Here is a 13,992-nt window from a genome sequence, read left to right on the forward strand (position 1 = left end):
GAAAGCGGTTTAGTAAAGCGCTTTCGTAGGGGTCGAGGTGGCAAAAACTAAGTTGGGAGCAAGCCTGAGCGATGTCGCGTCGGCCGCCGGTGTTTCGCCGTCGACCGTGTCGCGTTACCTCAACGCGGGCATCAAGTTGCCCGCATCGACCTCCGAACGGATCGATGCAGCAATCAAGACCTTGCGTTATGTGCCCAATCCTCTCGCCCGAAGCCTGGGGCGGGGCCGGTCGGACACGGTGGGGCTCGTCATTCCCGACATTGCCAATCCGTTTTTCGCGTCGCTCGCGTCCGCGGTCGAGCAAGCAGCGGAGGAGCATGGCCAAGGGGTTCTGTTGAGCGCAACGTCGAACAGTGCGGCACGTGAAGTGGAATACGTGTCCCGCATGCTGCGCAACCGCGTGAGCGGCCTTTTGTTCGTAAGCGGACATCACAACTCGAGTGACCTCGCCGAAACCCTGGCTGCTGCGTCGGGCCTGATCCTGATCGATGAAGACGTACCGGGTATCGATTGTTCGAAGGTCTTTTGCGATAACGAGAACGGCGGCCGGCTGGCCGGGCAATACCTGGCGTCCGTCGGGCACAAGCGGATTGCGTTCATTGGCGGCCCCGAGAAGCTGCGCAGCACGACTGAACGGCTGACCGGCTTGCGCGAAGCCGCGGAAGAAAACGGCGCAAAAGTCGTCATGACGTGCTTCGGCAACTATTCGCCGGAGTTCGGCCGGCAGGCGGCGGCGCAGGTCCTGCAGTCGAGCGAAGAGCCAACAGCGGTTTTTGTTTCAAGCGGAGAGATAGCGTTTGGTTTGCTCGAGGCGCTGCAGGCGGCGGATATTGCCATTCCGGAGCGCCTGTCTCTCATCGTTTTCGACGATGCCGGGCCGTTGCATCTGTTTAATCCCGCATTGACCGCAATACGGCAGCCCATCAGGGAGATGGGAAGAAAGGCAGTGGAGCTCGCGTTGGCGGAGCCGGACGAGAACGCTGCGTTCGTCGAGTTCTTGCTGCCTGTTGAACTGATTGTCCGTGCTTCGGTCACGGCACCCAAAGCAACCTGAATATCCAACCTTAAAGGCTAGAAAATGCTGAACCAACTTCGTGGGAAAGTGCTTCGCAAGATAACCTTAGGATTACTACTGACGGCATCCTTGCCTGCGCTCGCGGCTCAGACGTACAGTCTCATTCTCATCAACCAGCAAGCCACCTACTTCAATCAGATGCGCGAGGGCGCACAGAAGCAGGCCGACAAGCTCGGTGCAAAGCTGATTGTCTTCAATGCCAACGACGTTCCAAGCGCACAGAACAATGCGCTGGATGACTACATCCAGCAGAAGGTCGACGGAATCGCGGTCGATGCAATCGACGTGAATGGTCTGCGATCCTCGGTCAAGGCAGCGGCGGCGGCTGGAATAACGGTCGTGGGCATCGACGCCGTGCTGCCGCCGGGACCGCAGAAAGCGCAAGTGGGCGTGGACAACGCCGTAGGCGGAAAGCTGATCGCCGACTATCTCGCCAAGTACGTCCAGGCGAATCTCGGCGGAAAGGCCCGGGTCGGCGTGGTCGGCGCCCTGAGTTCCACGATCCAGAATTCCCGCCAAAAAGCATCTATCGATGAACTGGCGAAGTCGCCCGGAATTTCCATCGCCGGGATTGTGGATGGACGCAACAGCCAGGATGTCGCGCTTTCTGCGGCGGAGAATCTCATTACGGCGAACCCGGATATCAATGTCATCTATGCAACCGGCGAGCCAGCAATGCTTGGCGCCATCGCGGCGATCAATGCACAAGGCATGAACAAGAAGATCAAGGTCGTCGGATGGGACCTTGCGTCGGAAGTCATCCGGGGAATTGACAACGGGGTCGTGCTGGGTGTCGTGCAACAGGACCCCGCTGCCATGGGCCGCGCCGCGATTCAGGCACTCAATGATGTCCACGAAGGGAAGACCGTTCAGACCACGATCTCAGTGCCGCTCGCTGTCGTCACGAAGGCGAACGTCGATCCTTATCGTGCTGCCTTCAAAAAGTGACCGGATATGGAACAGCTTGAAACTCAGGAACGCGCGGACCAGGCGCTTGGCCAGCCCGTACTTTCATTGCGCGACATCAAGATTTCGTTTGGCTCGTTCCAGGCACTGCGCGGCGTCGACCTCGACTTGTACCCCGGCGAATGTCTCGGCCTGATTGGAGACAACGCAGCGGGAAAGTCGACGCTCACGAAGATCATGGCCGGGACCTACATTCCGGACAGCGGAGACATATTGGTGGGAGGGGAGCCCGTCAAGCTGACCAGCCCCGCCGATGCGCGTGCGCGTCACATCGAAATGGTCTATCAGGACCTGAGCTTGTGCGACGCTATCGATGTCGCCGGCAATCTTTTTCTCGGACGCGAGCTTTGCAACAAGGGCTTTCTGAAACGAAGCGCAATGCTCCACGAGGGGAAACGGCTCTTGTCGAATCTCAAGATCCGCATTCCTGACCTGAACGCGAACGTCGAGCAGCTTTCGGGCGGTCAGCGCCAGGCGATTGCGATTGCGCGAGCGGCATCGTTCGAACCGCGCGTGTTGATCATGGACGAGCCCACCTCGGCGCTTGCCGTTGCCGAAGTCGAGGCCGTGCTCGCGTTGATCAATCGCGTAAAGGCGCAAGGTGTGTCCGTCGTGCTGATCACTCACCGGCTTCAGGATCTCTTTCGCGTATGCGACCGGATCGCCGTCATGTACGAGGGCACGAAGGTCGCCGAGCGCCGGGTGAAAGATACGACGCTGGAAGAGCTGGTTCAATTGATCGTTGGGGAGCAACACCGATGAGCACCTCCATTTATACCGAGCGGGAAAAAGGCTCGAAGTACAGGGACATGCTTCTTGCACATGCGCAGGTTGCATCGATTGCGGTGTTCTTTATTGCATGCTGCATCCTGTTCAGTGCCGCAACGCCCACCTTCCTGACCACTGCCAACCTGCTGAACATTCTCAGGCAGCTTGCGCCCATGCTGGTGGTCGCGATTGCAATGACGTTTGTCATTGCCACGGGAGGAATCGACCTGTCCGTGGGCTCGGTTGTCGCATTGACGAATTCGCTCGCTGCGATCCTGATGCAAGCCGGTCTCTCGTGGCCTGTCGCAATTCTTGTGACGATACTGCTGGGCGCAGTCATTGGTCTCGTGCAGGGCTGGTTTTCTGCGAGCCAGGCGATCCCGTCATTCATCGTCACGCTTGCCGGGCTTTCCACGTTGCGCGGCATCGCGCTGTATTCCACTCAGGGATTCTCGATACCCATTGAATCAGGAACGGGCTTCGACTTCTTCGGAGCCGGCACGGTCGCGGGCATTCCGGTGCCGGCCATCATCGCAATTGTTGCGGCCTTGATTGGCTACGTCACGATCAACCGCACGCGGTACGGCCGCCAGGTCATTGCCGTCGGTTCGAACGCCGAGGCGGCACGCCGCTCCGGCATGCCGGCGCTGCGCATCAAGGCATCGGTATTCGTGATCTCCGGCGCTGCGTCCGCTATAGCGGGGCTGATGCTCGCGTCGCGTTTGGGATCGGGCTCCTCGAATGCGGCATCCGGATTCGAACTCGATGTCATCGCGGCGGTGGTGCTGGGCGGCACTTCGCTGATGGGCGGACGCGCGACGGTGGTCGGCACGGTCCTCGGCGCACTGACAATCGCAACGCTTGGAAACGGACTGATCCTCTTGCATGTATCGCCCTTCTTTACCCAGATCGTGACAGGGGTGATCATCCTTCTTGCAATCTGGTCGAACACGCGCGTCTTCAGCAAACTGCGCACGGCAAAAAAAGGAAAGAAATGATGGAGCTTCAATCCCATTCAGACCAGTTGCGAGCAAAGAATCTGGCCCTTTGGAACGAGATGCAGGCGCATGCGTTCGTCGAAGACATCAAGAACGATTCGCTTGCAAAAAACGTGTTTCACAACTACCTTCGATACGAACATTTGTTTGTCGAAACCGCCATCACGATCTTCGGCTACGCGCTCGTCAAGGCGCCGGATCTAGGCAGGAAGCGTTGGCTTTCGGGCGTGCTGCACGCTTTATCGACTGAGCAGATTCCTTATTTCGAAGCCGTGTTCGACGCACTGGATGTGCGTCCTGTTTCGGACCTCGATACCCTGCCCGCCCGCGTTGTTGCATTCAACTCCGGCATGCTCGAGATCGCGGCAAACGGGTCTTACCACGACGTCGTCGTCGCGATGATGTGCGCCGAGTGGATGTACGCCGAGTGGTGCCAAGCGGCGGCGCGCACTCACATCGCGGATCCAAACGTCAGGGCCTGGGTCCTGCTGCACACCGACATCGCCTTCCTCAATCAAGCCGCGTGGCTCAAGAACGAGATCGATACACTCCCTGCGGCCGAGTTCGATTTCGGGCGTGCTAACGAGATCTTCTCCAAAGCCCTTTCGCTTGAAATCGGCTTTCACAGCGCCGCGTACGAATAGTCGTCAACCAGGGATACATGTATGTCGCACAAGCTCGTTTTGAATGAAAAACCCAATGCCATCGCCACGCTGTTCGGCCGCAAGAAAGCGGTCATCGGCATGCTTCATTGTCTTCCGCTGCCCGGCTCCGCGCGCTACGACGGAGAGCGGATGGAGGACATCATCGCCTTCTCATGCAACGAAGCGCGTCTGCTCGTGGAAGGTGGCGTCGACGGACTGATGGTCGAGAACCACGGCGATATTCCGTTCAGCAAGCCTGACAGTATCGGCCCGGAAACGGTTGCGGCAATGACCATGATTACCGAAGCCGTCAAACGCACGGTGAAATGCCCTGTCGGCATCAACGTGCTCGCGAACGGCGCAATCCAGGCGCTTGCAATTGCCAAGGCGGCGTCGGCGTCGTTCATTCGTGTGAACCAGTGGGCGAACGCATATGTGGCCAATGAGGGCATTGTCGAGGGTCCCGCCGCGCAGGCGACACGTTACCGCTCGTGGCTGCATGCAAGGGACATCAAGATCTTCGCCGACGTCCACGTGAAGCACGGCGCGCACGCCATCACGGGCGACCGGTCGATCCCCGAACTTGCTCGCGACGTGGAATTCTTCGATGCCGACGCAGCCGTGGCGACGGGCCAGCGAACGGGCGACTCCGCGCAACTCGATGAACTCGCGGCTATCGGCAAGGGAACGTCGCTGCCCGTGGTCGTTGGATCGGGCGTCACGCCGGCGAACATTGGCGACATGTTTTCCATTGCCGATGCCGTCATCGTTGCGAGCTTCCTCAAGAAAGACGGGCTGTGGTGGAACGACGTCGATCGAGATCGCGTGCATGAATTCATGGCCGCTGCAAACAAGGCCCGTTCATGACACGTGTGTTCGTGGTGGGCAATGCAGTGTCGGATGTGACGCTCAATGTCCGGCGCGCACCGCGCCCGGGCGAGTCGATTCTGGCGCAATCGATCGCTCGCGCACCCGGTGGAAAGGGGCTGAATCAGGCGGTGGCGGCGCAGCGTTCGGGCGCGAAGGTCGTGTTCGTCTCGGCAATAGGCGGCGATGCTGCCGGCATCGAGATCGAGAACGCGCTGCTTCGAGAAGCGTTCGACGATCTACGTCTGATCAGATTGTCTTGCGATACGGATGTCTCGATCCTCACGGTGACCGCCGACGGCGAGAACTCGATCATCACCACGATCGGTTGCACGCAGGCGAGCAGCGCGGAACGTCTCACGGCGTCTCTGTCAGACGTTCAAGCGGGAGACTACGTGCTGATGCAAGGCAACCTGTCTCTTGCCAGCACCAACGCGGTCGCCGATCTGGCTTGCGCGCGCAGCGCGAAAGTCGTGATCAACGCCGCGCCGTGGCACTGGGACAGCACCGAAGCGCTTGAGAAGTGCGACGGTGTCATCGCGAACGAGGGCGAAATCCTGGACATCGCAAAAGGTGTCGACGTAAAGGATTCGGCGGCGTGGCTGCAGGCGAAGGGGCCGGCTTGGGTGATCGTGACCCTGGGCGCTGAAGGCTGCCTGCTTTCAACGCACGAAGGCGCGTCGAACTTCGCGGCACGGCCGGTAAAAGCCTCCGATACATCCGGTGCGGGCGACGTTTTCTCAGGGGTGCTTGTCGGCTCGCTTGCGCGAGGCGCCTCGCTCGACGACGCCATCCAGGCAGGGCAGCGCGCCGCCGCGCTGACGGTCGAGCGGACCGGGACGTTCAGCGCGATTCCCTCAGTGGAAGAAATGCAGGACATCGTTCGATAGCGGGAATTTACGGTAATCTGAAAGGACCGCTGCGCGTTGGCAAAGGGCCGGCAAACGCGAGTAACATGCAGCTTTATCTACTCAGTCACATGCCTGTTGCGCGCCGGCCGGGCCGGCGAATGCGGTCCGTAAAGTCAGGCACCCTCCTATGCCAGAAAACCCACAAAAACCTGACATCGATACCGCCAGACGACAAAAGCGCTGGCAGCCATCCCAGGCCGTGCGCCATATCCTGATGGTGATCGCGGGCTTCGTCGCCCTCGTTGCAGTCTCCAGCGTCGTGCTATATCACACGGTCTTGTACGGCGATGCGATCGAGAATTTCGGCATCGTCATGATGCTGACCGTGCCCGTGATCGCCGCCGTCGCGTTTCGCGTGGCGCTGGATAGCTGGCTTGATCGGGAATGAAGCGTTGGTTTCGCGGCGCTAGTACGGCGAGCCATGACCGTCCAGCGCCGGCTGGCTAAGCGGCGGCGGCCCGAAGCTCACTTGATTGTTCGCCAGCAATACGATCAGTTCGGTCCGGCGCCGTACGTTGAAGTGAGCCAGCAACTGGCTCACGTATTTTCGGACCGTAATATCCTCCAGACCCATGCGCACCGCGATCGCTTTCGACGGCAAGCCTTGCGCCAGCCAGCCAAGCGTCTCGAATAGTCTCGGTGATAAACCCAGGTGGTCGGTTTCAATCACGGTTTTAAGCTCGAAAGGCGCCTGATCCCCAGCAAGCGTCTGGACAATCGAAACTGGAAGAAATACGCCGCCCGCCAGCGCCGAATGCAGCGCAGCCTGAAGCACTTCAGGCGGCTGCGACTTCGGCACGAATCCCATCGCGTTGAACCCGAGCGCCTGAACGATTGTTCCGACGCGCTCATCCGCCGACATGATCACGACTGGAAGCGACGGCCGTTGGTGCTTCAACATTTCGAGCGCATCGAGACCATTCCCATCTGGCAATTCCAGATCGAGAAACACCAGATTCAACGCCTGGTTGAGCGCAATTTCAACACCATCGCGCAACGTGCTCGCCTGCAAGATTTCGATGCCGGGCATCGCTTCCCGAAGCAAGAGCATCACACCAGCTCTGAATAACGCGTGGTCATCGATCAGGAGGACTTTCATTGCGTACGCCCGAGAGGAGATGACAAGACTAACAGTTCACCAGCCCGCAGCCACCTACACATGTAGCACCGCACGCATGTGCGTAGCGGCCGCGTCTCTCGCTGACCAGAATGAAGTCAACAGCATCGCCGACTGCGCTGCTGCTAGACGACTGGATCTCATCGGTCGTCATTCAAACCGTCAAAGGAGAACGCTCATGAATAGCAATCGGTTATGCGCAAGCTTGTTTGGTGTTGTCGTGGCTGTTGCCGCACAGCAATGCATGGCACAGTCGGACACGAGCCAAAGCAGTTCAGTTGCCGAAGACTCTTCCACCCGTGCGTCCGATACGGGTACGGCACCCCGGCAACCATCGGCAGTCGCCGGCGCAAGAACCCGTGATGAGGTGACGCGCGAACTCGCGGGCTTCCGGGGAAGCGAGCAGGAGGCAAACATGCGTGAGCTCTACAGAGGTAATTGAGCGGGAACGCTGCGCCCGTCCGCCAGGGGCACCGGTTTGCCCGGTTCCCCGGCCATATTGGAGTCGTCATCCGATGTCCCCTGGGTAGCGACGAGCCTGCCAACCTCCAACAGAATCGACTGCGGCGAAGCCGACTTTTGCAGCAGAATGAACGGCCGTTGAAAATCCCGGAGAATGTTTGGCGAAAGAAGTTCCCCCGTCACGAATGCGACGGGAATGACACTGGCCCAGGAAAAATGCTGCCTGACCTGGCGAGCGACGTCGGCGCCGGTCGCGCTGTCGCCGAGCCGCAGGTCAGTGACGACAACGTCAGGTGATCGCGCGCCCTGCAAGAGTGTTGCGACTTCCGCTATCGAGCCGACGGCGTCAACCAGCAGCCCTGCTCCGCTGAACAACCGGCGAAGTCCTTCGAGCACCGCGGGGTCGTCGTCGCAAAGGATCGCGTATTTTCCCTCAAGGGTGGACAAGTCTTCGGGTGCGTGACTTTGAGCGGACCTGGGAACGGTGGCCCGAATCGACGCGGGCACGTAGACAGAAAAGCGTGAACCCCGCCCTTCAATAGACCGTAACTGAAGGACGTGGTCCGGCAGGATGGCGAGCACGCGTCGCACGATGGAAAGACCGAGTCCAAGCCCCTTGGATGGATCACGGCCGGGGTTGCAAAGCTGAAAGTACTCGGAAAAGATGGCGTTGCGATGTTGTGCAGCAATGCCCACGCCCGTATCCCGGACATCGACACGAATCCGATCGCGCAGATTCACCCAGCCGATCACCACGCCGCCTTCGTGCGTATTTCTGATCGCGTTTGAAACGAGATTGGAAAGCACGCGCTTGAGCATTGGACGGTCGCTGAGGACCCATGGTCGTTCGCATCGCCCTCGCCTGTCCGCGATCCGAAACACAATCGCCTTCGATGCGGCAACGCCCCCGTATTGATCCGCGAGTTCATCGATGACCTGAGTCAGGTCGACAGGCGCGATCTGTGGATCGTACGTGCCAAGCTGACTGTATTCCTGGATTCCCTTGAACATGTCGAGGATATCGCGCGCCGTGTTGGCGACGACCTCCAGATCGTGACTGGCATCGCGTCCCTGTTTCAGCTTGTTGCGCGCGCTCCAGACGAACAGGTTGATCGCGGCAAGTGGCTGCTGAATGTCGTGATAAGCAGACGAAAAGAAGCGCTCCTTGTCATTGGCGAGCTCTTTCATGGCCGCGTTCTGACGGGAGATAGCCTGGTTGGCGGCGTCGGCGCGGCCCTTTGCGGCGAGTTGAGATCGCCGGGCTACAAAATCGCGGCGAGCAGCGAGTTCAAGCTGGGCGGAGATGCCAAAACCGACCAAGTAGTAAATCAGTGAATAGATGGACGCAGAGACCCACGCAAGTGCAAATTGTTGCTGTTGCATAGGGACCTGCGTTCGCACATAGCCAACGAGCTCCGTCAGGTTGAATATCAGCAGGCAGGCGCATCCCGCCCAAGCCGCAACCACTGCTCGCAGCCTGAACAAAGTAAATACCATTAAAAAAATCAACAACAGGCCAGGGTAGTACTCCCTGAATGCAATATCGAGAGGTACGACCAACATGATCCCCAGGATTCCTAGCCACGCCGCGGCCGTGCCCGCCACTATAATCCGCGTCGCTGCGCGCTCATCGTAAAACCGGGGCCTCCACGCAAGCCATACGGCGCTATACATTCCGATTCCACCCACGACCCGGAACGCGCCTACCTTCCAAATGATCGGACTTGCCAATGCGTGCACGATCCACCAGTCGCGCAACATAAACCCGGCCCAGATGAATGCGCTCGCGGTACCCGCCAGTCTGCGTTGCGCCACAAATCGTCGTGCGTAATCAACTATGAACGCGCGTTCCTGAACGGCCGAACCAAACTTGTGGACGACGAAATTCGACGCATTCATGGAGCACTCCATTAGTGAGCGAGTAAGCGGCCTGACGTTTTACGTCAAGAATAGGACGAGAAACGCCGCGCCGCTTTTCATGAATTCCTTCGAGTGTTGCAGCAAGAAACGAGACGCTGGTGCATGCCTGCATCGATAGTCTTCAGGCAAGGAGAGGCGAACGTGCTTCTCTTTCCCGAGCACATTCAATGAGGAATCACCATGTCCAGGCAAGATGACAACAAGGCTATCGTCGGCCGCTGGTTCACCCGTTTTTGGGGCGGACCTGCGACCTCGGTATCGTCGATGAACTCGCTGCACCCGACATGCTCCTGCAGTATTCGCTGCACGAGTCGCGCCGTGGCCGCGAGGACATCAAGTCGTTCATGACCGGTTTTCGCGCCGCATTCCCAAATCTCAACTTTTGGGGCACGGCCGATCTGATCGCGGAAGGCGATTACGTGGTCGGCCGCTGGGAAGGCGGTGGCACGCACACCGGTCAGGCGTTCGATGACTTTCTCATCGGCGCACTGCCTGCCGCGACCGGCCGGACAATGCGCTTCACGGGGACGACCGTGCTCCGGCTGCAAGGCGGCATGATCGTTGAAGAGACCGGTCTCGACGATGGCGTGACTGCACTGCAGCAGCTAGGGCTGATCAAGGCGGCGTGATCGTTTTCATGGAACGGGCCGGGCATCCTCCAGCCCGCTTTCAAGCGTCGCCATTGACCTCCTTGAGCACATCGATAAAAGCCCGCAATCCGGCCGGCACGTGCCGATGTCCGGGATAGTACAAACACAAGCCCGGAATGAACGGGCACCACTCTTGCAGAACGAGCACCAGCCGGCCATCGTCCAGCCAGTCACGTGCGGCTGCTTCCGGCACGTAGGCCAGGCCCAGTCCAGCGGACGCGGCTTCGACCATCAGCCCGTTGTTATCCAGCGTGAGCGCGCCGGGAACATCGACCAGCACTTCCTCGCCGCGCCTCGCAAATTCCCATCGGTACCGCTTGCCACTCGGCAAGCGCTGCCGGATACAGGCGTGCTCGCGAAGGTCATCGGGTGTGATGAGCGGCTTTCGTCCCTCAAGATACGAGGGCGCCGCGACCACGACAAAACGCAAGTCGCCGCCAATGCGTACCGCCACCATGTCACGCGGCACTGACTCCTCGAGCCGCACGCCGGCATCGAAACCCTGTTCCACGATGTCCACGAGCCGGCCCTCCACCACCAGATCCAGCGCCATGCCGGGAAAGCGTTCCAGAAAGCGCGGCACCGCGGCTTTCAGCAGGATCCTCGCAGCGCCCTCGTTGGCGTTGATCCGCAGCATGCCGCTCGGATTGCCGCGAGCATCGGCGACTGCGTCCAGCGCTTCATCGAGATTGCGCAGCACGGGCCCGATGCGCACCAACAGCGCTTCACCGGCCTCCGTGGGCGCCACGCTGCGCGTGGTGCGATTGAGCAGGCGCACGCCCAACTGGCGCTCCAACGCAAGCATGGTGTGACTCAGCGATGACCGCGACACGCCGAGCGCATCCGCGGCGCGGCGGAAACTCCGGTGCGCCGCGACGGCGGAAAAGGCAGTGAGATCGGCAAGCGTGGGTTTGGTCATTGGTGTCGATTTTTCACGGGGGCATGCACACTATAGCGGCTTCTCTCACCAATCATCGGCACCTAGAATGGGTCTCAGGCAATCCGATCCGACGACTTTTGGGAGACACCATGACAAAGACCTGGCTTATCACCGGCACGTCCTCCGGCCTCGGCCGGCTGCTCGCCGAACGCCTCCTCGCGCGAGGCGACACGGTCTTCGCGACGTTGCGCCGCGACGGCGCGCTCGATGACCTCAAGGAGCAGTACACCGACCGCCTTCACGTGCTGACGCTCGATGTCACCGATACCCGGGCGACCCGGACGTGCATTGCCGGGGCGTTCGAAGCCGCGGGCCGTATCGATGTCGTTGTGAGCAATGCGGGTTATGGTCTGTTCGGCGCAGGCGAAGAGGTGACCGACGAGCAGATCGACCGGCAAATCGCGACCAATCTCACCGGCTCGATTCAGGTCATCCGCGCGGCGCTGCCGCATCTTCGCGCCCAGGGCGGCGGCCGGATCGTCCAGGTTTCATCGGAGGGCGGACAGATCGCGTATCCGAACTTCAGCCTCTATCACACGACGAAATGGGGTATTGAAGGCTTCGTGGAGTCGGTGGCGAAGGAGGTGGCGCCGTTTGGCATCGACTTCGTGATCGTGGAGCCGGGACCGACGAGCACGCAGTTCGGCGCCGGGCTGGACCACGCCAAGCCCATGCCTGAGTACGAACACACGCCGGCGGGCGATGTCCGGCGAGCGATCGCGACCAACAGCTTCGCGATTCGCGGCGACGCCGGAAAGACCGTCGACGCGATGATCGCCGCCGCCGACTCGGCGCACCCGCCCTTGCGCCTGACGCTGGGTGGCACCGCCTACGAATCGATCCGCGCGGCGCTGACGGAACGGCTGAAGGCGCTTGAAGCGCAAAAGGACATCGCCTACTCTGCAGACTCGTGAAGCTGGTCGATCATCACTCGATGGTCGGCGTCGATCCGGTGAAATGCTCCGCACGCAGGAAATCGAAATCGACGCCCTTGTCCGCCTGCGTCACCGTTTCCAGGAAGAGCTTCCGGTAGCCGCGCCCGGCTGTCGGCACGACGACGGGTTCATCGAGCGCGCGTTGCGCCAGTTCTTCCTCCGGGACGAGCAGCGATATCTCGCGATTCACCACGCTCAGCCGGATCTGGTCGCCGTCGTGCACATGGGCAAGCGGCCCGCCGATCGCGGCCTCGGGCGTCACGTGCAACACGATCGTGCCGAACGCGGTGCCGCTCATGCGGCCATCGGAGATCCGGACGATGTCCTTCACCCCCGCCTTCGCCAGCTTTTTCGGAATCGGAATATAGCCCGCCTCCGGCATGCCCGGCGCGCCCTTCGGTCCGATGTTCTTGAGCACCAGGATGTCGTCGGCGGTGACATCGAGATCGTCGGAATCGATGCGCAGCGCCATGTCGTCGGCGTTCTCGAAGACGACCGCGCGGCCGGTGTGTTCCATCAGGTCCGGATGCGCCGCCGACTGCTTGATGATCGCGCCGCCCGGCGCAAGATTTCCTTCGAGCACGGCAATGCCGCCCTGCGGATAAATCGGCCGTTCGCGCGTCTTCACGACGTCTTGCGCAAAGCCCGGTCCGCTGAGTTCGATTTCCTCGCCAAGCGTGCGGCCCGTGACGGTCAGCGCATCCAGCTTGAGCAGCGGCTTCAATTCGCGCAGCAGCGTGGCCATGCCGCCGGCATGATGGAAGTCTTCCATGTAATGCTGCCCGGACGGCTTCAGGTCCACCAGGACGGGGGTATCGCGGCCCATCCGGTCGAGCGCCTTCAGGTCGACTTCGAGCCCGCAACGCCCGGCGATCGCCGTCAGATGGATGATGCCGTTCGTCGATCCGCCGATTGCAAGCAACACGCGCATTGCGTTATGAAATGCATCGGGCGTCAGGATCTTGTCGATGGTCAGCCGTTCATGCGCCATCTTCACGGCCTGCGCGCCACTCAGTTCCGCCACGCGCATGCGGTCGGCGGTAACGGCGGGCGGCGATGCACCGCCAGGCACGGTCATGCCCAAGGCCTCGGCAATGCACGCCATCGTGCTTGCGGTGCCCATCACCGAACAGGTCCCCACGCTCGCGACGAGCTGGTTGTTGACATCGGCGATCTCCTGCTCGTCGATCTCTTCCGCGCGGAACTTGCCCCAATAACGGCGGCAATCCGTGCACGCGCCCACACGTTCGGAACGATGCGAACCCGTCAGCATGGATCCGGTGATCAGTTGAATGGCCGGGAGACCCGCCGATGCCGCGCCCATCAGTTGCGCCGGCACCGTCTTGTCGCAGCCGCCGATCATCACGACGGCGTCCATGGGTTGCGCGCGCAGCATTTCCTCGGTGTCCATCGACATGAGGTTGCGCAGGTACATGCTCGTCGGCGATGAAAAGCTTTCGTGGATGCTGATGGTCGGGAAGTCCATCGGCAGGCCGCCGGCCAGCATCACGCCGCGCTTGACCGCCTCGATCAGTTGCGGCGCGTTGCCATGGCACGGGTTGTACGCGCTGCCCGTATTGACGATGCCGACCACGGGGCGATCGAGCGCGCTGTCGGTGTAGCCGGCGCCTTTGATGAACGCCTTGCGCAGGAAGAGCGAGAAGCCGCTGTCGCCGTAGCTGGTCAGGCCTTTGCGAAGACCCGTGGGGGATTTTTCTGACATGGTTTTAGTGGTTAGC

14 protein-coding genes and 1 pseudogene are annotated in these 13,992 nt (G+C 60.7%); 11 read left to right on the forward strand and 4 right to left on the reverse strand.

Going from position 1 to position 13,992, the window contains the following annotated elements:
• Positions 1-37 precede the first annotated feature (37 nt).
• The 8 genes from AX768_RS22620 to AX768_RS22655 all read left to right on the forward strand — a co-directional run bounded on the left by AX768_RS22620 (position 38) and on the right by AX768_RS22655 (position 6,617).
• Positions 38-1,054, forward strand: coding sequence for a LacI family DNA-binding transcriptional regulator (locus AX768_RS22620; RefSeq protein ID WP_062002206.1), 1,017 nt, complete (start codon positions 38-40; stop codon positions 1,052-1,054).
• A 24-nt stretch (positions 1,055-1,078) separates the two neighbouring features.
• Complete coding sequence (locus AX768_RS22625) at positions 1,079-2,023, forward strand: ABC transporter substrate-binding protein (protein WP_062002207.1); 945 nt, start codon at positions 1,079-1,081, stop codon at positions 2,021-2,023.
• Between the two features lie 6 nt (positions 2,024-2,029).
• On the forward strand, positions 2,030-2,803 hold the full coding sequence (locus AX768_RS22630) for an ATP-binding cassette domain-containing protein (protein WP_062002208.1): 774 nt from the start codon (positions 2,030-2,032) through the stop codon (positions 2,801-2,803).
• Positions 2,800-3,807: an ABC transporter permease gene (locus AX768_RS22635; RefSeq protein ID WP_062002209.1), complete on the forward strand. Its 1,008-nt coding sequence runs from the start codon at positions 2,800-2,802 to the stop codon at positions 3,805-3,807. Before AX768_RS22630 ends, AX768_RS22635 begins: the two co-directional genes overlap by 4 nt.
• The gene (locus tag AX768_RS22640) at positions 3,804-4,451 is read left to right on the forward strand and encodes a TenA family protein (protein WP_086383426.1); all 648 of its coding nucleotides are present in this window, start codon (positions 3,804-3,806) and stop codon (positions 4,449-4,451) included. Before AX768_RS22635 ends, AX768_RS22640 begins: the two co-directional genes overlap by 4 nt.
• A 21-nt stretch (positions 4,452-4,472) precedes the next feature.
• A complete protein-coding gene (locus AX768_RS22645) occupies positions 4,473-5,318 on the forward strand; it encodes a BtpA/SgcQ family protein (protein ID WP_062002211.1) in 846 nt (281 codons plus the stop codon).
• Positions 5,315-6,208 (forward strand): ribokinase, encoded by an 894-nt coding sequence (locus AX768_RS22650; RefSeq protein ID WP_062002212.1) that lies wholly within the window; start codon positions 5,315-5,317, stop codon positions 6,206-6,208. Before AX768_RS22645 ends, AX768_RS22650 begins: the two co-directional genes overlap by 4 nt.
• 148 nt (positions 6,209-6,356) lie before the next feature.
• Positions 6,357-6,617, forward strand: a complete 261-nt coding sequence (locus AX768_RS22655; RefSeq protein ID WP_062002213.1) for a hypothetical protein — start codon at positions 6,357-6,359, stop codon at positions 6,615-6,617.
• Between the two features lie 18 nt (positions 6,618-6,635).
• Here the strand turns inward: AX768_RS22655 and AX768_RS22660 are convergent, their stop codons facing one another.
• Positions 6,636-7,328 (reverse strand): response regulator, encoded by a 693-nt coding sequence (locus AX768_RS22660; RefSeq protein ID WP_082778996.1) that lies wholly within the window; start codon positions 7,326-7,328, stop codon positions 6,636-6,638.
• A 196-nt stretch (positions 7,329-7,524) separates the two neighbouring features.
• Here AX768_RS22660 and AX768_RS32900 point away from each other — a divergent pair, with 196 nt between their 5' ends.
• Positions 7,525-7,788, forward strand: coding sequence for a hypothetical protein (locus tag AX768_RS32900; RefSeq protein ID WP_144022292.1), 264 nt, complete (start codon positions 7,525-7,527; stop codon positions 7,786-7,788).
• Here AX768_RS32900 and AX768_RS22665 read toward each other — a convergent pair.
• Positions 7,773-9,191 carry a hybrid sensor histidine kinase/response regulator gene (locus AX768_RS22665; RefSeq protein ID WP_172812000.1) on the reverse strand — a complete coding sequence of 473 codons (1,419 nt, stop codon included), beginning with the start codon at positions 9,189-9,191 and terminating at the stop codon, positions 7,773-7,775. The genes AX768_RS32900 and AX768_RS22665 overlap by 16 nt on opposite strands.
• Positions 9,192-9,908: 717 nt before the next feature.
• On the opposite strand from AX768_RS22665, the pseudogene AX768_RS22670 reads away from it, so the two are divergent.
• Positions 9,909-10,357 (forward strand): annotated as a pseudogene (locus tag AX768_RS22670) (ester cyclase).
• 40 nt (positions 10,358-10,397) lie between these two features.
• Here AX768_RS22670 and AX768_RS22675 read toward each other — a convergent pair.
• A complete protein-coding gene (locus tag AX768_RS22675) occupies positions 10,398-11,297 on the reverse strand; it encodes a LysR family transcriptional regulator (protein ID WP_062002216.1) in 900 nt (299 codons plus the stop codon).
• Between the two features lie 110 nt (positions 11,298-11,407).
• On the opposite strand from AX768_RS22675, the gene AX768_RS22680 reads away from it, so the two are divergent.
• On the forward strand, positions 11,408-12,232 hold the full coding sequence (locus AX768_RS22680) for an SDR family oxidoreductase (RefSeq protein ID WP_062002217.1): 825 nt from the start codon (positions 11,408-11,410) through the stop codon (positions 12,230-12,232).
• Positions 12,233-12,245: 13 nt separating this feature from the next.
• Here the strand turns inward: AX768_RS22680 and AX768_RS22685 are convergent, their stop codons facing one another.
• Positions 12,246-13,976 carry an IlvD/Edd family dehydratase gene (locus AX768_RS22685; RefSeq protein ID WP_062002218.1) on the reverse strand — a complete coding sequence of 577 codons (1,731 nt, stop codon included), beginning with the start codon at positions 13,974-13,976 and terminating at the stop codon, positions 12,246-12,248.
• Positions 13,977-13,992: the final 16 nt, after the last annotated feature.

This window comes from Burkholderia sp. PAMC 28687 (assembly GCF_001577465.1).
Lineage (GTDB): Bacteria > Pseudomonadota > Gammaproteobacteria > Burkholderiales > Burkholderiaceae > Caballeronia.

Coding starts and splice junctions, on each gene's coding strand:
- AX768_RS22640 (WP_086383426.1), top strand. CDS start 3,804: ATGATGGAGCTTCAATCCCATTCAGACCAGTTGCGAGCAAAGAATCTG.
- AX768_RS22650 (WP_062002212.1), top strand. CDS start 5,315: ATGACACGTGTGTTCGTGGTGGGCAATGCAGTGTCGGATGTGACGCTC.
- AX768_RS22660 (WP_082778996.1), bottom strand. CDS start 7,328: ATGAAAGTCCTCCTGATCGATGACCACGCGTTATTCAGAGCTGGTGTG.
- AX768_RS22680 (WP_062002217.1), top strand. CDS start 11,408: ATGACAAAGACCTGGCTTATCACCGGCACGTCCTCCGGCCTCGGCCGG.
- AX768_RS22645 (WP_062002211.1), top strand. CDS start 4,473: ATGTCGCACAAGCTCGTTTTGAATGAAAAACCCAATGCCATCGCCACG.
- AX768_RS22625 (WP_062002207.1), top strand. CDS start 1,079: ATGCTGAACCAACTTCGTGGGAAAGTGCTTCGCAAGATAACCTTAGGA.
- AX768_RS22675 (WP_062002216.1), bottom strand. CDS start 11,297: ATGACCAAACCCACGCTTGCCGATCTCACTGCCTTTTCCGCCGTCGCG.
- AX768_RS22630 (WP_062002208.1), top strand. CDS start 2,030: ATGGAACAGCTTGAAACTCAGGAACGCGCGGACCAGGCGCTTGGCCAG.
- AX768_RS22685 (WP_062002218.1), bottom strand. CDS start 13,976: ATGTCAGAAAAATCCCCCACGGGTCTTCGCAAAGGCCTGACCAGCTAC.
- AX768_RS32900 (WP_144022292.1), top strand. CDS start 7,525: ATGAATAGCAATCGGTTATGCGCAAGCTTGTTTGGTGTTGTCGTGGCT.
- AX768_RS22655 (WP_062002213.1), top strand. CDS start 6,357: ATGCCAGAAAACCCACAAAAACCTGACATCGATACCGCCAGACGACAA.
- AX768_RS22665 (WP_172812000.1), bottom strand. CDS start 9,191: ATGCAACAGCAACAATTTGCACTTGCGTGGGTCTCTGCGTCCATCTAT.
- AX768_RS22635 (WP_062002209.1), top strand. CDS start 2,800: ATGAGCACCTCCATTTATACCGAGCGGGAAAAAGGCTCGAAGTACAGG.